This is a genomic window from Enterococcus sp. 12F9_DIV0723, from assembly GCF_002174375.1.
Classification (GTDB): domain Bacteria; phylum Bacillota; class Bacilli; order Lactobacillales; family Enterococcaceae; genus Enterococcus_A; species Enterococcus_A gilvus.
Map to the genome: position 1 here is coordinate 559,946 of NZ_NIBK01000002.1, position 17,407 is coordinate 577,352.

General features: G+C 43.0%; 16 protein-coding genes. 8 read left to right on the top strand and 8 right to left on the bottom strand.

Translation table 11 applies throughout. The features are described 5' to 3' along the window. Positions 1-46: 46 nt before the first annotated feature. Both A5868_RS15750 and ald read right to left on the bottom strand, forming a co-directional pair. The gene (locus A5868_RS15750) at positions 47-1,747 is read right to left on the bottom strand and encodes a M3 family oligoendopeptidase (protein WP_086304721.1); all 1,701 of its coding nucleotides are present in this window, start codon (positions 1,745-1,747) and stop codon (positions 47-49) included. Positions 1,748-1,829: 82 nt separating this feature from the next. After that, a complete protein-coding gene (ald, locus tag A5868_RS15755) occupies positions 1,830-2,966 on the bottom strand; it encodes an alanine dehydrogenase (protein ID WP_086304723.1) in 1,137 nt (378 codons plus the stop codon). Between the two features lie 287 nt (positions 2,967-3,253). Between ald and A5868_RS15760 the strand changes: the two genes are divergently transcribed. Further along, positions 3,254-3,649 carry a hypothetical protein gene (locus tag A5868_RS15760; protein ID WP_010779337.1) on the top strand — a complete coding sequence of 132 codons (396 nt, stop codon included), beginning with the start codon at positions 3,254-3,256 and terminating at the stop codon, positions 3,647-3,649. Positions 3,650-3,665: 16 nt separating this feature from the next. Here A5868_RS15760 and A5868_RS15765 read toward each other — a convergent pair whose 3' ends face one another. Continuing rightward, positions 3,666-5,180: a helix-turn-helix domain-containing protein gene (locus tag A5868_RS15765; protein ID WP_010779336.1), complete on the bottom strand. Its 1,515-nt coding sequence runs from the start codon at positions 5,178-5,180 to the stop codon at positions 3,666-3,668. Continuing rightward, positions 5,158-6,681 (bottom strand): helix-turn-helix domain-containing protein, encoded by a 1,524-nt coding sequence (locus A5868_RS15770; RefSeq protein ID WP_086304725.1) that lies wholly within the window; start codon positions 6,679-6,681, stop codon positions 5,158-5,160. The genes A5868_RS15765 and A5868_RS15770 overlap by 23 nt, the downstream gene beginning before the upstream one ends. A 335-nt stretch (positions 6,682-7,016) precedes the next feature. On the opposite strand from A5868_RS15770, the gene A5868_RS15775 reads away from it, so the two are divergent. The 3 genes from A5868_RS15775 (at position 7,017) to A5868_RS15785 (ending at position 9,202) form a co-directional block, all read left to right on the top strand. Then, positions 7,017-7,292: an HU family DNA-binding protein gene (locus A5868_RS15775; RefSeq protein ID WP_010779334.1), complete on the top strand. Its 276-nt coding sequence runs from the start codon at positions 7,017-7,019 to the stop codon at positions 7,290-7,292. A gap of 157 nt (positions 7,293-7,449) precedes the next feature. Further along, positions 7,450-8,343, top strand: coding sequence for a permease (locus tag A5868_RS15780; RefSeq protein ID WP_086304727.1), 894 nt, complete (start codon positions 7,450-7,452; stop codon positions 8,341-8,343). Between the two features lie 10 nt (positions 8,344-8,353). Beyond that, entirely contained in the window at positions 8,354-9,202 is an 849-nt protein-coding gene (locus A5868_RS15785) for a TIGR03943 family putative permease subunit (protein WP_086304729.1), read from the top strand. Positions 9,203-9,260: 58 nt separating this feature from the next. Here A5868_RS15785 and A5868_RS18830 read toward each other — a convergent pair whose 3' ends face one another. The 3 genes from A5868_RS18830 to A5868_RS15795 all read right to left on the bottom strand — a co-directional run bounded on the left by A5868_RS18830 (position 9,261) and on the right by A5868_RS15795 (position 10,481). Continuing rightward, positions 9,261-9,353, bottom strand: coding sequence for a type I toxin-antitoxin system Fst family toxin (locus A5868_RS18830; protein ID WP_114525459.1), 93 nt, complete (start codon positions 9,351-9,353; stop codon positions 9,261-9,263). Between the two features lie 96 nt (positions 9,354-9,449). After that, positions 9,450-10,052: a DUF2922 family protein gene (locus A5868_RS15790; RefSeq protein ID WP_176281332.1), complete on the bottom strand. Its 603-nt coding sequence runs from the start codon at positions 10,050-10,052 to the stop codon at positions 9,450-9,452. Between the two features lie 45 nt (positions 10,053-10,097). Next, positions 10,098-10,481, bottom strand: coding sequence for a hypothetical protein (locus A5868_RS15795; RefSeq protein WP_086304733.1), 384 nt, complete (start codon positions 10,479-10,481; stop codon positions 10,098-10,100). Between the two features lie 679 nt (positions 10,482-11,160). On the opposite strand from A5868_RS15795, the gene A5868_RS15800 reads away from it, so the two are divergent. The 4 genes from A5868_RS15800 (at position 11,161) to A5868_RS15815 (ending at position 15,722) form a co-directional block, all read left to right on the top strand. Then, on the top strand, positions 11,161-11,841 hold the full coding sequence (locus tag A5868_RS15800; RefSeq protein WP_086304735.1) for a response regulator transcription factor: 681 nt from the start codon (positions 11,161-11,163) through the stop codon (positions 11,839-11,841). Further along, positions 11,838-12,827, top strand: coding sequence for an ATP-binding protein (locus A5868_RS15805; RefSeq protein ID WP_139843617.1), 990 nt, complete (start codon positions 11,838-11,840; stop codon positions 12,825-12,827). The genes A5868_RS15800 and A5868_RS15805 overlap by 4 nt, the downstream gene beginning before the upstream one ends. A gap of 141 nt (positions 12,828-12,968) precedes the next feature. Continuing rightward, complete coding sequence (locus A5868_RS15810) at positions 12,969-13,730, top strand: ABC transporter ATP-binding protein (protein WP_086304736.1); 762 nt, start codon at positions 12,969-12,971, stop codon at positions 13,728-13,730. A gap of 3 nt (positions 13,731-13,733) precedes the next feature. Then, positions 13,734-15,722 carry an ABC transporter permease gene (locus A5868_RS15815; RefSeq protein ID WP_086304738.1) on the top strand — a complete coding sequence of 663 codons (1,989 nt, stop codon included), beginning with the start codon at positions 13,734-13,736 and terminating at the stop codon, positions 15,720-15,722. Positions 15,723-15,807: 85 nt separating this feature from the next. Here the strand turns inward: A5868_RS15815 and A5868_RS15820 are convergent, their stop codons facing one another. Next, entirely contained in the window at positions 15,808-17,379 is a 1,572-nt protein-coding gene (locus tag A5868_RS15820) for an IS1182 family transposase (RefSeq protein WP_086304605.1), read from the bottom strand. Positions 17,380-17,407 lie beyond the last annotated feature (28 nt).

Here is a 17,407-nt window from a genome sequence, read left to right on the forward strand (position 1 = left end):
GCAGTCTCTATCTTCCTAGATAGTCTGTCTTCTTCAGCATTTTTTGTTACTTCAATTCTGACTCTGGTACGTCAGATAAGTAGCGGGCCGCAGAGTCCAATAGGTCACGCATCTTTTCGCGATCAAAGGGAGAGTCGAGCTGCCCCAGCGCCACGGTTTCTAAAAATGTCTGACTTCCGCCGATCCGGCAAATGGCAAGATAATCCTCCCAAGTAGTCGGATCGTGTTCGACAATCGCTCGTTTCCAAAATTGCAGGGCACAAACCTGCGCTAGCGTGTAGTCGATATAATAGAAAGGCACTTCAAAGATATGTCCTTGGCGATACCAATAGATGCCGCGCTCCAAGGCCTCAGATGTACGATAGTCTCTTTCAGGACAATAGGTCTGTTCTAATTCTCGCCAACATTTCTTCCTATCTGAAGCCGTCCAATTTGGATGGGCGTACACTTCTTCTTGAAAATGGTCAACCAGCGCACCGTAAGGTAAAAATTGCAGTGCACTGCTTAAATGGGCATATTTATACTTCTCACTATCCGTCCCAAAAAAGTTGTCCATCCAGGGCCACGTCAGAAACTCCATACTCATAGAATGGATCTCTGCGGTATCCGAAGTAGGAAAGACCAGCTCTGGTTCTCTGATCCAGCGAGACAAATAGCTTTGGAAGGCGTGGCCTGTTTCATGGGTCAAGACATCGACATCATCTGAAGTGCCATTGAAATTGGCGAAGATGAAGGGCATTTGGACTTCGTCAATGAACTCGCAATACCCGCCGCTCTGTTTGCCCGGACGGCTGACGAGATCCATCAGCTCCTGCTGGATCATTTGGTCAAAGAAGGCGCCTGTTTCACTTGATAATTCATGGTACATCTTTTGTGCACGTGCCACGAGCTCTTTGTCGTTTCCTTGAGGACGTGGATTGCCCTTCGGATAGACGAGGGGCAAGTCGTAATGCAGAAGCGTATCGACGCCGAGACGTTCTTTTTGGCGTCGGTAAAGGGTTTGATTGATCGGTACGACTTCCTCAATGATAAATTGGCGAAAGGCTCTTAAAGCGTCTCTGTCGTAGCTCCAACGATTCATCAACCGGTCACCATAGTCAACATAAGTATCAAACCCTAAATTTTGGGCTTGCTGATGCCGCAGGTGCACTAACTGATCATAAAGGCTATCAAAGTCCTGTTCATGTGTGACAAAAAACTCCTCGTAGGCCTCATGAGCCCCTTTGCGAATGGCCCGATCCGGATCACTGAAGAAAGCAGATAATTCGGACAACGTGCAGGTTTTTCCGTTAAATATTATTTCGGCTGAAGCAATCAATTGCGTATAGTGGCTGATGACGTCATTTTCTTTTTGCATCAGTTCGATGACCGAGTCGTCTAACAGCCGCAGTTGGTCCTCCGCAAATAGAAAAAGTGTTGCAGGAAATTCCTCCTCCAATTCAGATCGGAAATGGGAGGTTAGTAACGCCTGATAAAAGCGATTGTGGACCTGTTCGACCAAAGGGGTGTGATGATCCCAATACTCATTTTCTCCGCTGTAATAACTGTCTTTTGTATTGATCGAGTGACGAATATACGCCAATTTCATGTATTTTGACATTTCGCCCCGCAGATGGTCCAATCGCTCAAAGGCCTGCTTCGCCGTTTCATAATCGCCAGCTTCGATAAACTGCTGGATGGCCTGATCGACATTCGTTTCATAACGCGTCAAATCAGGGCGTATATAGGTAATATCTGAAAAAATCATCCGTGAACCTCCTTGTAATCAAAGAATGTACCTTATTATAACAAAAAACCTGCCAGCAGTTCGCTGACAGGTCCTTCCTGTTTTATGAATTCATTAATAGCTCAGTGTTCAACAACTCATCGATTGGCGTGTATTCCATACCTAAATCGTTGGCGACTGCCTCGATCGTTAATTTTCCACCGTATGTGTTCACTCCGCGACGCAGGGCTAGATTGGTTTTCAAGATTTCTTCTAGCGGATTGTTAGCCAGCAGGTTTGCATAAGTCATCGTGCTGTTGCTCAAGGCGTGGGTAGCGGTCTGCGGCACAGCCCCTGGCATATTGGCTACCGCGTAGTGGACGACGCCTTCTTTGACATAAGTCGGATCGTCGTGGGTGGTCACTCGATCTTCTGTTTCAAAAATACCGCCTTGGTCAATGGCCACATCGACGATCACGCCATGATCCGGCATAGTCGCTACCATTTCTTTTGTTACTAAAGTCGGTGCCTTGTGCCCTGGAATCAAGACAGCCCCGATGACTAGATCTGCTGTCTTCAAGCATTCCTGAATGTTGAAGCGGTTAGACATCATGGTTTGTACGCTATTGCCGAAAATAATATCCAGTTCCTTCAAACGAGGCACACTGACATCAAGAAGCGTCACGTTAGCGCCGAGTCCGACTGCGAGCTTCGCGGCATTCAACCCAACGACACCGCCGCCGATCACCACGACATTGCCGCGTCTCACACCTGGAACGCCGGAAAGCAAGATGCCTTTGCCGCCATTGACACGCTCTAAGAAGTTCGCGCCGATTTGGGCCGCCATTCGTCCTGCGATTTCACTCATTGGCGCTAGTAAAGGCAGTGTGTTGTCCGCAGGCTGCACATTTTCGTAGGCGATCGCGTTGACCCCGCTGCTTACTAGGGCATCTGTTAACGGTTTGTTTGCAGCTAAGTGTAAGTAAGTAAATAATAATAATCCTTTACGGAAATACTGATATTCTTCTGGAAGGGGCTCTTTGACCTTCATGACCATCTCGGCTGCCCAGACATCTGCAGCATTCTCGATAATGGTAGCGCCTGCCGCGGTATACTCATCATCTGAAATGGCGGAGCCTTTACCGGCATTCGTTTCTACTAATACTTGATGGCCGCGATTGGTCAAATCAAATACGCCAGATGGGGGCAGGGCAACACGATTTTCATTGTTCTTGATCTCTTTTGGAATTCCAATAATCATTTGACACACTCCTTCTTTGCTGATAGTGGGCGAATTGAATTCGCTTACAAAGTTATTGTACAAGACTTTTCCCGTTATTCAAATAAGAATTTAAGAAGTTTTTCTGGCAGAAGGGTCATTGTGACCAAATGGTACCCTTTACATATTCTCATTTTTTCTAGCGACGGACATGCCTCTTTGTCAACGCCGTTAAAAAGTTATTATTTCTATAATAACAAATAAAATATTTGCGAAAGCGGAGATTACTAGGGATAATAAGAGTCAAGATATTAAGGAGCGAGAACACTATGTCAGATAATCAACGAATCGATCAACTAAAAGAGCAGGTCAGCTTTCTTGAAGCGCGCTTGACTCGTTATGAGGAATTGCTTCATGGTTCAACATTGAAGCGTGTGCTATTTGGAGGAGGACGCCGAGCCAAACTGAGTATCATTGAAATCGTGGTTGCGGCGATCGTCTTTTTATATACATTGTTACGACTAAATACAGGAATTATTTTTGCAGTGATCATTGGCTTGTCAGCCGTCGTCATCCTGTATTCCTTCGTCGAATTGAATGTCATCCGCAAAAGAAACGGGACCGAAAAATATCAGCGAATGATCGACAGTTTAACGGCGGAGAAGGCCTCGATGGAAAAGGAACTGGCACGTTTAATTGCAGCTAAAAATGGACTTGAGCAGTAAGCGCTCAGGTCCATTTTTATGCGTATACCGCTTTGCTTTTTTGCTCGTTCATTTGGTCCACCAGGCTTTGGATCTTATTCAAGGACTGGACACTTGGACACAGCTCGACTGCGATGATCGGCGTCTTGCAGCGGGGGACGTCGAAGGTCGAACTGCTGATCACTAAATCATATTCTTCAAAGACATCCCGATAACTTCTTTTATGTATTTGGGTAACATTTATTTGATGGATGGCATAATTTCCGCGGATAGAAAGGCGCAAAAGCTCCGTCAGCAGGCTTTCCTGCATTTTTGAATCCGTGGATACGACCAAAAGGTTGACGGGTTTTTCTGATTTTTTCATTCCGTTCAAGCAGCTTGGGATCGTGGCGATGATTTGGTAAATATAATTTTCGACAAATTCCGGTGAACGAAACAACTGGTATTCTTCCGTGAAATCAATCACTAGATTACGCAGCTGATGGACACAGTGGGCGTGAAAGGTCTCTAGAAGCGTGATGCAATCCTTCTTCGGATCTTGCAGCACGCTGATGAACTCCTTTGTTCTGGCGTGAAACAGGTGCTGATTGATCAAAATGATAATGAGCTGTTCCTGCTGCTCCTCGTTCAATGGCGTAACAAGCATGCCGCTGAGTCGCTCCACCAGTTCGTAATGGACCTCATAGTGAAAGGCCAACGCATGGTTCGTCAGCAAAACATGGTTCTTCTGTTCTTCCCCTAGCAGAAAAAGATCGGAATAGAGCAGCCAGAAGCTGTCCTTCATCACATCATCTAAGTACACCAAATGTAATTCCTTCCGTAAATAGGGACTAAAATTTTTGATGGAGCGATAGCTTGGCGGCACGATCGCTGTCGATCTCAGCTTCCGATACATCATCCGGTGCCCTCTGGAGATTCGCACCAAACTAACAAAAAACGTGATGCTCAAACGATTGTATTGCCCCAAAGACACCGATAAGTGATTCTTTTCGATCATGGATCGAACGACACCATCGCCAAATTTGAAAAACTCCATACTGAAACGGGTATTTTCTCGAACCACCTTTTTTTCTGAGAAGTATAAAAAAAACAAATGACGGATCGCTACTTCATCCCCGACGATCCGAAAGGGACGTCGGTAAATCGTTATTTTCCATTTCGCTAACGCATCTTCCACTTTTTTCATTGTGTATTGAAGGTTGGATAAGCTGCAAAAGGCTTTCTTAGAGAGCTCCTTCAGGGTATAGCTCTCTTCGAAAAGGAGGGCCTCCAAAATTCTGAAGGCCAATGAATTATTCAGCATGGTTGAAAAAATCACATCGATCGTCGCATTGTCCTTTAATTCCAATTGATACAGGCTGCTGTCCCGTGTGATTTTGTAATATTCACTTTGTAGATTGATGGATCGAATATCGCTTAAAATAACCGGTATCGTACAATCCATCAATTTTGCCAATTCCTCGCTGGAACGAGGGTGTTTGGAGTAATAAAGCAATTCGATCATTTGTAGCTGTCGCTGACTTTCTCGTTTAAGTAGACGGCGTAAGTTCATTAAATTGTTCCTTTCGTGAGGGGAGCGATTCATATTGATTAATAAATCGTTGAATACGCTCAAAATCTTTTGCCGTTGGATAGGCATTGACCGCGATCAACGGGCAGGCTGGCATGAGATCTGGCATGGTCACATTTGTGACGATCAGATCGTATTGCTTGGTCAAGTCATTTAGTTGGTCTTGTTTTATAAAAGGCGTTTCAAAGTATTCATATTGAACCGAGCCTTTAATAAAAGCAGGAAACGTCGCATGCCAAAAACGTTCCTGAGTTGTAGAAGTATCAGATAATAATAAGATCTTGATTGGCTTATCAGAGTCAACCAAACGCTGCAATAAATTATCAATGCTCGTAACCAGGCAGCGAATATATTTTGGGATAAAGTCTTCGCGTTCCTGAGGAATCAGAAATCTTCTGACGATGTCTTCCAACTTGCGGATCTCGCGACTAAATTTGTTGTCAATCAGATCCACCATGATTTGATCCGTTTCCTGCAGGATATCCATGGTTTTTTTGTGAGGATAATAACAAAACAATTCATTCCCCAAGAGTCTCAAGGCTTCGACTATTTCGGATTGAGAGAGCGGAACCGCCAATAGACGACTCACTTCTTCTAATAGCAAATGATGAAGCTCATAAAATTGCGCTAAACGCTTGTTTCTTTTATGTGCCAGTGACTGCTGTTGCCGATTTAAAATAAGCTGATGGGAAAACAAAGGCCACAAACATTCTCTTAATTGAAGATCGGAGAAGTCCAATCGCAATTCACGTTTGAACAATCGAGTCATGTATTGAAGCCTGCTAACATCCGGGATGATCAAACCGCTGTCTAAAGGAAGGTCACTGATGTAATGCCCACATTTTTGACGCTGCAGGCCGATCAGAAAACTATGCATCAATTGAAAATGGATCGTCATATTGTTTGTGATGTGATTGTCCTCAAGAATTCTGCGGATCAATCGATCAACGACTTTGATGATTTCTTTGGAAAAAGTATATTCAGTAAAAGCAAGCCGCGATTCTTTAAAAAATAAATAATAAAGATGACGGACCGCGTTCTCATCGCCGCCAAGCCGGATAGGGCGATGCTCAACAGAGATATCCCAGCCGGTTACTTCACTGTCAATGGATTTCAAATAGCGCTGCATATTGGAAAAACTACAATTTAAACGATTCGCTGCAGGCTGGATGCTGCTGCTTTTCTCAAAAAAGAGACTACGGATCGTCTGATACTCCAAGCTGGTGCGCAGAATATACGCGTACACGGTATCGATCGTCGCATAAAAATCAAAATCCACCGTGTAGACCCCTTTGATTTTCGTCACCTTCAGCGGCAATGGCTCGCTATTTAAAAAACGAATATCACTAATCAGTGCCGGTAGTGAACACTTTAATTTGTCCATTAAATAATCAGAAGTAACAATTTCTTTTGAATAGTATAATTCTTCAACCAGTCTTAGACGTCTGGTCGTTTCCTTTTTCATTAACCCTCTTAGATTCATATAATCGTACCCCTTGAATTTTTTTTATTTAATATAATGTTCAAAAAGGGGTAATACCTGTCTCTTATACACATCTAGATGTGTATAAGAGACCGGTTGCCTTTCTATCCAATAACGAATAGAATTGTCTTTGGAATACATTAAAAAAGATTGTGGAGGCTATACATTATGATCTGTCTCTTATACACATCTAGATGTGTATAAGAGACAGCTATTAAACAAAAAAGAAAGAATTGAAAAAAGCAGAAAAAGAGTGTTAACGGTTGCCTTTCTATCCAATAACGAATAGAATTGTCTTTGGAATACATTAAAAAAGATTGTGGAGGCTATACATTATGATCAATAAACAAAGTTTAGTTGAACAAGTAGCAGAAAAAACTGGATTGACTAAGAAAGACGCAACATCAGCTGTAGATGCTTTATTTGAAGGAATCCAATCATCATTAAAAGCGGGTGAAAAGGTTCAAGTCATCGGCTTTGGGAACTTTGAAGTACGCGAACGTGCCGCTCGTAAAGGCCGTAACCCTCAAACAGGTGAAGAGATCACGATCGCAGCAAGCAAATCACCAGCATTCAAGGCTGGTAAGCAATTAAAAGACGCTGTAAAATAGTCAACGAACGCCCGCTCATCTGAGTGGGTTTTTTTTGTCCCAAAAAGTTGTGAAAAGCATAAAAAAGTCTAAAAAAAAGTTTGTGAATTAAATTTTTCTTGTGTCTTTTGAGCAAAAAGAGTATATCTTAAAACAGTAAAAAAAATGGAGGACACCCATGTTTAATTTTTTGCCACATTCAGTTTTGCAGATGAGTACGATTTTTCTATCGATCGTGATCGAAGCGATTCCCTTCGTTTTATTAGGGTGCATCATTTCAGGTGCCCTGCAGGTTTTCTTGACCCCGGAGAGAGTACAGAAGATTCTACCAAATAACAAATTTTTGGCTATTGTAGTGGGTTCATTTTTAGGATTCTTTTTTCCTTCATGTGAATGCGGGATCGTGCCGATCATCACACAGTTCATGCGTAAAGGGGTGCCTGAGCATACAGCCTTCGCATTTATGGTCACAGCTCCCATCATTAATCCGATTGTGTTGTTCTCAACATACATCGCTTTTGGGAATAGTATGAAATTCGCGCTTTTACGTGCGGTAGGCAGCTTGCTTGTTGCGTTGCTTATTGGTTCTTGGCTGGCTTATTTCAAGCACGCGCCGATTTTAAAGAAGGAGCTGCACCTTCATGAAGAAACACACGAGCCCGAAACGAAAAAGACCTTTCGCAGCAATAGCTGGTCCGTGCTCACCCATGGGATCGATGAATTTTTCGATACGGGGCGCTATTTGATCATTGGTTCGCTGATCGCCAGCGGGATGCAGGTCTACCTACCAACCCACTTTATGCTGCAATTGACTTCGACGAAAATCGTCGGAATTCTAGTCATGCTTATTTTGGCTTTCACAATGTCCCTTTGCTCCGAGGCCGATGCGTTCGTAGGCTCTTCTTTGTTGAGTCTTTTCGGAACAAACGCGATCGTGGCTTTTCTAGTCTTCGGTCCAATGGTAGATATCAAGAATTTATTAATGATGAAACGCAGCTTTCACACGAAATTTATCATTCAATTGATTGCTTTGATCAGCGTGATCGTTACGATCTACGCATTCGTGATATAGGAGGAGACCCATGATACGCTTTTTAATTTTATCCGGCTATTTTGAATTGATGATGTATTTGCAGGTTTCCGGCAGATTGGATCAATATATCAATGTCCATTATCGCTATCTGATTTTCTTAACGATGTTTTTATCGTTAGTATTGGCCTTGGTCCAATTAAAAATTTGGGCGGGAAGCGAGAAAAAGGGGGCACATGATCCTGCTCATCATGACCACGCAGGACATGACCATGGACTGTCAAAGCCTTATCAAAGAGCAATTGCCTATCTTCTACTGGCGCTGCCGTTGGTGGTGGGGACACTGTTTCCAACGATCAGCTTAGATACGACGATCGTTGAGGCAAAGGGCTTCAGCTTCCCAATCAGCAAGGAGTCGGTGGGAGATCCCGAAATGACGACGCAATATTTAAAACCCGATACAAGTATTTATTACAATAAGAGCGACTATAATGATCAAATGACGAAACTAATGAAAAAATATGAGGCTGATCAAAAATTAGAAGTGACCGATGATAATTATTTAGAAGTAATGGAATTAATTTACAATTATCCAAATTCCTTTGTCGGTAAGACGATTTCCTTTAACGGTTTCGTTTATGAAACAAAAAAAGACACCCAAACTTACGATTTCTTGTTCCGATTTGGGATCATTCATTGTGTGGCTGATTCTGGCGTTTTTGGCTTGATGACCAAGCTGCCGCCAAACATATCTGTAAAAAATAATGAGTGGCTGCATGTCGAAGGGACGATCACGCTGGATTTCTTTGAACCCTTTCAGCGGCAGATTCCATCAGTTGCTGTAACGAAAGCAACGACTATCAGCGCACCCAAAAATCAATACGTGTATCGTGCGTTTTAAAAAACAATACAACACGTTTATCCCCCTGCGTATACGCAGGGGGATCGTTGGCGTCTTGTCATGGATCACGCCCCCGCAGCCAGTGGTTGACGAGGGCGATGATCAGTCCCACGAAAAGAGGGGCGAAGACGTATCGAATCAGATCGCTCACGAATGCATCACCTCCTTTCCGTGTGGGAGGGTGTCACAGTGAGCGACAGGGTATTTCTGCGCGTTTTACGAGAGAATATGCGAAAAATACGCGAGGTTATTCCTGCTGCTTACTCTTGTGAAACAGCCTATTTAACAGACGTTTTCGCGGCTTCGACTGAGAGGGCGTCACTTGGTTGGATGACGCCTCGTAGGGCTTCGACCCACTGACAGTCGGGAATTGTCCGACATTTTTGTGCGTGGCTCCGATTGATGGTGCTTTTATTATTAATGACTGTTGGTTGACTTGGTTGTCTGACCCGTCTGTCAGTGTGACCGTCGGAAAGACTGGCTTCGGCGCGCGTTTGGCTGTGACAGGTACTGTTTGAGGCACTGGTTCAGATATTGCTTTACGTACTGCTTTAGATGTTGCCAAATACGGTAAAGTATCAGCCCCAGGAAAGCAGGCGGCAGGACGTTCAGATGCCCCATTTTCTGAGTGTTTGTCAAAAATCACGGTCTCTTTTTTCGTCACGATCTTTGCCGTTACAACAGTATCAAATAGTTTTACGCCGTCTTGTTCAAAAATATTTAAGGTCGTCAGGAGTTCGCAAGCTTCTTTGATCTCGTGGGCAGGCAGGGTCGTGTCGATGTTTTTATAGGTCCAGCGATGGTTCTTGCCATTGCCTTTCGTGAAGGTCGTTACTAGATCATTGGTCATCTTTGTCATCCTCTCTCGTTTTTTTGCGCAGAAAAATCATTAAACTCACGGTTCGTTTGTTTCTTCAGGACGGGCAACAGGTAGTAATGAACGCAAAACAGCCAACGCCTTTTGTCCGAACTTTCGGATCGGAAACGTTTGAAGGGTCAGGGCTTGCCATTCAGGCGCCATGAAGTAATCTTGGAAATAATAGAAGAAGCGCTTCATGGTGCGGGTCGCTTTGGTCTCTAAGAAGACTTTGCGGACCAGATCCCGTAGAATGTCCTTGAACTCCACTGCCCCCAGCTTAAAGCGTACTCGTAAAGCCAAGGCATACTTGATCGTCAAGCTGCTGTTTTGCGTCGTATAGTAGTGTTCGGAAATGCGTTTTTCAAGTGTCTTTGGCGTCATAGAAAAAAGCTGACGGTGGGTCAAAAGTGGGTCATTCATGGGATCTGTTCCTCCTTCTTAGGGTAATTGATAGTATCAATTGTATTGATTGTATGTTACAAGTTTAGGCGCTTCTTTTTTCGAGTCTTTGTTCCATTAATTCTTGTAGCTAATTGCCTAATTTTTGATTCCTGTGTTTTTCTCTAGTAATCAGGTTGCTATTCCGGCCGGTGACTATAAGATAACGGATTTTCAAAAAGAAAGCGAACCGCAATTTCGATGGTTACCCTCGGAAATCGAGTATTTGGGAAGGGAAAACGTTGATTTATCAATAGTAAATACTCTAAGTTGGCTAGAGATAGTCGAAGTTGCTTGTTGACAGCGGATAACAAAAAAGACTAAGATGGAAGGTTTTTACTGATCGGAGAGGGTAAAGCAGTCTTACCATGAAGACATGCTACCGTTGAGGCGGGATGAGCACCAACTTTATAGCTAGACGAGGCGGATTTCCTATGAAATCCGCCTGAAAGTCGTTTTTTTGCAAAAAATCAAATCCAGTAATCATACATACCTTGAAGAATAGCTTTGGAACAACGGCATCACTACCATAACAAGGGTAACTATATGTCTTGCGCAGCCGGTCAATTAACTAGGCGTCGACGAAGGCCCCATCGTCTTACCTAAGTGGTGAGCCGTTCTCATATTTAGTATAATAGAAAGAAAAACAGAAGGAATAACGATGACAAACAAAATTTTTCTAGTAGAAGATGACGCAACAATCGTTTCTGTGATTCAGCAGCATTTGACGCAGTGGGGATTCACGTGCGTAAGGGCGACGGATTTCCAAAGGGTCTTTGAGGAGTATCAGGCAGAGCAGCCGGACCTGGTTGTCTTGGATATTTCGCTGCCTTTTTTCAACGGCTTTTATTGGTGTCAGGAGATCCGAAAAGTATCAGAGGTGCCGATCATTTTTCTTTCGTCAGCTAAGGATCAGATGAATCAAGTGATGGCTTTGAATATGGGGGCGGATGAATTTATTGAAAAGCCGTTTGAATTGAGTATTCTTCAGGCGAAAATCCAAGCGCTGTTACGGCGTAGTTATCAATACGGTCAGCAGCTAACCTACTCCTTTGGATCGTATCAGTTTTTGCCTTCAATGAACCAGCTTCGTTCATCGGAGGATCATCTGCCTTTGACGCCGAATGAGTCACGCATCTTGAGTGTCCTATTTGCTGCGCAGGGACAGGTCGTTCCCCGCGAGCAAATTATTGAGAAGCTGTGGCAGAGTGATGATTTTATTGATAACAATACATTGGCGGTCAACCTGACACGTTTACGAAAAAAATTAAAGGATTTTGGCATCGACAGTCTGATTCAAACGGTCAAAAATAAAGGGTATTTGATCGAGGAGACGCCATGAGACGACTAAAAGCCTTTCTTTTTGAGCGCCGTGTCCTCTATGGCATGTACGTTGTTTTCTGGGGATTGATTTGCCTAACGACGTTTCTCCACGACGCGAGTTTTGTACCGATTTGGGATAGCCTATTGTTTACGCTGTTTGTACTGGCGGTCTATTCCATCGTTTCCTTTTATCGCTTTTCTCGAAAACAACAGCAACTGGAGTTGTTGGCAACGAAAGATTTGCAGGTGAGCAATCTGCTATTTTTGCCTAAGGCCGAGACGCTGGCAGAAGAAACGTATCAACAAACTTTGCAGGTTGTTTTAGAAAGTAAAAATCAGCAGCAAGAGGAGCTGCAGCAAAAACAAAAGGCGATGATGGATGATTTTGGGCTTTGGCTGCATCAGATCAAGACGCCTGTCGCGGCTTTAGACTTAGTGATCCAATCGGGCCAGTTGGACCCTCGAACGATGAAAAATGAAGTGTTTAAAATCAATGAGTACCTGCAAATGATCTTGAATTATATGCGGCAGCATTTAGACCAGACAGATTTTGTGTTTCAGCAACTGTCTATCGAAGCGATCGTTAAAACCGTTGTTAAAAAATACGCGACCTTTTTTTCTCAAAAAAATTTGAGTCTGCAGCTTCAACAACTGGAAGGCACTGTTTATTCGGACCAAAAATGGCTGATATTTATTTTGGAGCAAGTGATTTTCAATGGCATCAAATATACGGAGAACGGCACGATCACGATTTTTTTTGTGAAAAATCAGCTCATGATTCAAGATACCGGTATCGGCATTCGATCGGAGGACCTGCCGCGGGTCTTTGAAAAAGGGTACACAGGAATAAATGGGCGGGAACAGCAACGTGCGAGTGGACTGGGGCTGTATCTTAGTCAGCAGGCGGCTGAAAAATTGGGCTGCCGCATACTCATCGACTCTCAGGTAAATAAAGGAACAACGGTAACGATCGTCTTTCCTGAAGAAATCCCTGCCTTCGAATAAATCCAAACTTTCATGATTGTAAGTTTGGATTTCTTTTCGTAAGTCGTGTTTTTTTAGAGAAGGTTCTATGATGAAGTAGAGGAGCAAACGAGCAGCTCCAAGCTGCTTTACTGCTATCAAAAGAACTAGGAGGATGCCGCAATGAATGAATTATTGCAAGTTGAGAGCGTCAAAAAGATTTATCAAACACAATTTAAAGGGCTGCCGGTGGAGGCACTGCGGACGATTAGTTTTTCTGTTGACGAGGGAGAATACGTGGCGATTATGGGGGAGTCGGGTTCTGGAAAAAGCACCTTATTGAATTTGATCGCGACACTGGATAAGCCGTCTTCTGGTAATATTTTATTAGATGGAAGAAGCTTGAATACGATCAAGGAGAAAAACGCGGCTGCTTTTCGACGGGATCATTTAGGCTTTGTGTTTCAAGATTTTAATTTATTAGATACTTTTTCGGTCAAAGACAATATTTTATTGCCGCTGGTGCTATCCCGCACGCCAGTCAAAGAGCTGTCAGGCTTACTAAAGCCCATTGTCAGCGCTCTAGGAATCGAAAAATTGATCGAAAAGTTTCCTTATGAATTATCAGGCGGGCAAAAGCAGCGGGTCGCGATTGCACGAGCGATCATAACTGAACCTGAACTGCTTTTGGCAGATGAGCCGACAGGGGCGTTGGATTCTAAAACCTCCCAACAGCTCCTTCAGGTTTTCCAACGGCTGAACGAGAAGGGCCAAACGATTTTGATGGTGACCCACAGTTCGATCGCCGCGAGCCATGCCAATCGGGTTCTTTTTATTAAGGATGGACAGCTTTATCATCAGTTGTATCGTGGAAACAAGGCCAATCACGAGTTTTTGGAGACGATCAATGAAACACTGACAGCCTTACTATCAAAGGAGGCGTAGCAGATGTTTTATGCAAAATTAGCATTAACGAACTTGAGAAAAAATCATCGTGGCTACTTGCCCTTTCTGCTGTCGATGCTCTTTCTGGTAGCTGTAAATACGATTTCGCTAATGCTCGTTAAAAATGAGGGAATGCGTACCTTGCCAGGGGGAGCTTCCGCAAGCACGATGTTCGGATTAGGACAGGTGATCATTATTATTTTTACAGTCATCTTCTCGTTTTATACGAACAGCTTTTTATTGAAACAACGGAAAAAGGAACTGGGACTGTACAATATTTTAGGCTTAGGAAAACGGGAGATTTATCAATTGCTGCTGTGGGAATCCTTGTTCAGCTTTCTTTTAGTGATCATCAGCGGCGTCATCACGGGATTGGTGTTGGCAAAATTTTCTTTCCTTGTTTTGCATCGGATGATCGGTGCGGGAGTGAACTTTGTTTTTTATACGTCTTTTGTAAGCATAGGGCTTCTCGTAGCTTTATTCGCTGCGGTCTTTCTTTTGTTATTTGTGATCAACTGCATTCACATCCATCGGACCAATCCCATTACTCTTTTGCAGGGAACCAAAAAAGGCGAAGAGGAATCAAAAGCTAATTGGCTCTTGGCACTCATCGGGTTGGGCTGTTTAGGGAGTGCGTATTGGATCGCGGTGACCATTGAGGCGCCATTAGCCGCCTTGTCACAATTTTTCATCGCGGTACTCTTAGTAATCATAGGGACGTATTTCTTATTTACGACAGGGAGCATTGCGTTACTAAAGCTTTTAAAGAAGAATGCGGGATTTTACTATCAAACCAATCATTTCATTTCTATCTCAAGTATGATGTATCGAATGAAGCAAAACGCAGCAGGGTTAGCAAGTATTTGCATTCTATCGACCATGGTCTTAGTGACCGTTGCGACGACGACAAGTCTTTATATCGGAAAACAGGATGTCGAAAATGGTCGTTATCCGCGGGATATTTCCATTTCAACGAATCAGCACCCGGAGAAGGTAGAAAAGGTGATTGAAGACGTTCGTAAAGAAGATAGTCTGTCGTTTTCTGACAAGGTCTATCTGACGTCAACGCAAAGTATGATGTTTTTGAAGAAGGAGAACCGGTATCAATACATTGATATAGATGACTTTTATCAGGTGAAATCAGCGAAAGTTGCGATGATGCTTTTCATGACTGCGCAAGAATACGAGAAGCAAACCAATCAAAAAGCAGAATTATCTCAAGACGAGGTCTATTTTTACCCAGTCAGCGGTACGCATTCAGGAAAACAATTGACATTGAGTGATCAGACCTTTCAAATCAAAAAACGCATTGACGCCTTTCCAGGTATCAATCAGCAGGTCGAATTGACGGATTCTTATGTTGTCGTGATGGCCAATCAGGAAGTGATTGATCGCTGTTTAAAAAATTGGCTGCCCAAAAATGCAAAGAGTGAATTGCATCTTCCTAAATACAGCTTCTCTTTCAATTTACAGAACAGCGGTGAAAAGCAGCAATTAGACGTCGCTCATACATTGAGAAATCGGCTGCAGCAAGAGGTAGGCGTTGAAAACTTTAAATTTGACGACAAAGCGACTTTTGTTTCTGAGAATCGCCTCATCACCGCAGGCTTCATGTTTTTAGGGATTATTTTTGGCGGAACGTTTATTTTAGCGACCGCGTTGATTATCTATTACAAGCAAATTTCTGAGGGATTAGAGGATCGTGAACGCTTTGAGATTCTGCAAAAGGTGGGGATGAGTCATCAGGAGGTCAAACGAGTGATCAGCAGTCAAATTCTGATGGTGTTCTCCTTCCCATTACTTATGGCGATCATTCATTTGTGCTTTGCGTTTCCTTTGATCAAGAAATTACTGATTTTATTTGGTTTGGTAAACGGACAGCTTTTCTTGATGGTATGCGGAGTCGTGACGATCGTCTTTGCCATCTTGTATTTCATCGTGTATCGTCTGACGGCGAGAAGTTATTATCAATTAGTTGAACGAAACGCATAAAAAGAGGCTGTGACATAAGTCGTAATCCTTAATCGAACAAAAATTGGCTTCCAGAAATCATTTAATGATTTCTGGAAGCCAATTTTTATGTACTCAAGGTGCCAAGCCGTTTCATTGCGGCTAACTTTCTCATATTTAATGCCATGATAAGGATACCCGTTTCCTTTTTCACCTTTTCTAGGCCTCGAACATGGTATCGAGTGAAATGCAAACAAGCCTTCATCCACCCAAAGACTGGTTCTACGTCAATTTTTCTTTGTGCGTAGATTTTTCCATTTTCAGGTTCTGAAAGCAAGGTGCGTTGTTTTGCTTTAAAGTATTCTAACGAAGGATTGACCTTAATGATGCGTGTATTGCCCCCTTGGGTCAACGCTTCTTGAATCACTTCTTTATTTTCCGTATATTTTTCTGCTTTGTACTCTTTGAAGTCTCGAACAAACCCATCGACTTTATCCGTATCTGTTCTATATGTATTGAAATTGAAACGAACTCCTTTGGGATCAATGTAATAATCCTCTTGTTCGTTATACGTCCAATTCATGACTTTTCGTTCGTCCGACTGCCATTTCTTACTTTGCTCTTTCAACATCGTAGAGTAAGGAATCAATGCGATATGATTCGGTAGTTCATCCTCAAGATACCGATAATTTTGTTCTGAGCCATATCCGGCATCCGCCACAATATACTTAGGAAGTCGACCCGCCCCGTTCATTTTTTCTATAAATGCTGGGAGGGTTTTCGTATCCGTTGGATTTTGATAGACATCATAATCTAAAATGAACTGGTTACTAGTGGCTACTTGAAGGTTGAACGAAGGCTTTAATCGCCCATTACGCATAGGATCTTCTTTGACACGCATAAAGGTGGCATCTGTATCTGTTTTTGAATAACTATTACGGGCACCACAAATAGCTAAGCGCTGTTGATACTCCGCCATTTTATCCCGACGTTCGCTTAGTTTTCGTTTTTGTGCTTTTAATTTACGGCGTTGTTGTTTGGCTGGATTTGGTGAAACCTTTCTGGTTTCAAGTACTTCTTGTTCCAATTCTTCTAACCGTAATTCCAACCTTGTAAGTACTTCATCCAACATATCTAATGTGAGTGAGGTTCCTTCAGGAACATGACTCGCTAAATGCGCCTCTTTGAGTTCAGACATCAAAGAGACGAGCTGTTCACGGTTCATTTTGTCATATTTGATTGTGCTCTTTTTCCAGACGAAACTATATTTATTGGCATCCGCGAGAAGCTTCGTCCCATCGATAAAAATTGAATGAGTAATCAATTGTTGCTCCCTAAGATAATGAATTAATGAATCAAGCCCCTTTTCGATCAATGCTTCTAATTCATTAGATACGCGGAAACGGGCAATGGTTCGGTAAGTCGGGATCTGTTCTTGCGTCAACCATCGAGCCGGTAGGCTCTCTTCAGCTAATTGCTCAATTTTCCGACTGCTAAATACACTCCGCGTATAAGCGAAAAGAACTAGTTTTAACATCGCGCTTAAATCATAATTCCGCGGTCGACCAAAAAGATAAGGCTCTTTGATTTCAAGGGATTCGACAAGTTCATTGATAAACCAAGCCGTGCTATCTTCTTTTGGAATGTAAGAAGTTGTGATATCTAAAGTGAGTTGATTCATGTTATAATTTGTATGCATGATTTTGATCCTTTCGGGGGTTGAATGA

Coding starts and splice junctions, on each gene's coding strand:
- A5868_RS15750 (WP_086304721.1), bottom strand. CDS start 1,747: ATGATTTTTTCAGATATTACCTATATACGCCCTGATTTGACGCGTTAT.
- ald (WP_086304723.1), bottom strand. CDS start 2,966: ATGATTATTGGAATTCCAAAAGAGATCAAGAACAATGAAAATCGTGTT.
- A5868_RS15760 (WP_010779337.1), top strand. CDS start 3,254: ATGTCAGATAATCAACGAATCGATCAACTAAAAGAGCAGGTCAGCTTT.
- A5868_RS15765 (WP_010779336.1), bottom strand. CDS start 5,180: ATGAACTTACGCCGTCTACTTAAACGAGAAAGTCAGCGACAGCTACAA.
- A5868_RS15770 (WP_086304725.1), bottom strand. CDS start 6,681: ATGAATCTAAGAGGGTTAATGAAAAAGGAAACGACCAGACGTCTAAGA.
- A5868_RS15775 (WP_010779334.1), top strand. CDS start 7,017: ATGATCAATAAACAAAGTTTAGTTGAACAAGTAGCAGAAAAAACTGGA.
- A5868_RS15780 (WP_086304727.1), top strand. CDS start 7,450: ATGTTTAATTTTTTGCCACATTCAGTTTTGCAGATGAGTACGATTTTT.
- A5868_RS15785 (WP_086304729.1), top strand. CDS start 8,354: ATGATACGCTTTTTAATTTTATCCGGCTATTTTGAATTGATGATGTAT.
- A5868_RS15790 (WP_176281332.1), bottom strand. CDS start 10,052: ATGACCAATGATCTAGTAACGACCTTCACGAAAGGCAATGGCAAGAAC.
- A5868_RS15795 (WP_086304733.1), bottom strand. CDS start 10,481: ATGAATGACCCACTTTTGACCCACCGTCAGCTTTTTTCTATGACGCCA.
- A5868_RS15800 (WP_086304735.1), top strand. CDS start 11,161: ATGACAAACAAAATTTTTCTAGTAGAAGATGACGCAACAATCGTTTCT.
- A5868_RS15805 (WP_139843617.1), top strand. CDS start 11,838: ATGAGACGACTAAAAGCCTTTCTTTTTGAGCGCCGTGTCCTCTATGGC.
- A5868_RS15810 (WP_086304736.1), top strand. CDS start 12,969: ATGAATGAATTATTGCAAGTTGAGAGCGTCAAAAAGATTTATCAAACA.
- A5868_RS15815 (WP_086304738.1), top strand. CDS start 13,734: ATGTTTTATGCAAAATTAGCATTAACGAACTTGAGAAAAAATCATCGT.
- A5868_RS15820 (WP_086304605.1), bottom strand. CDS start 17,379: ATGCATACAAATTATAACATGAATCAACTCACTTTAGATATCACAACT.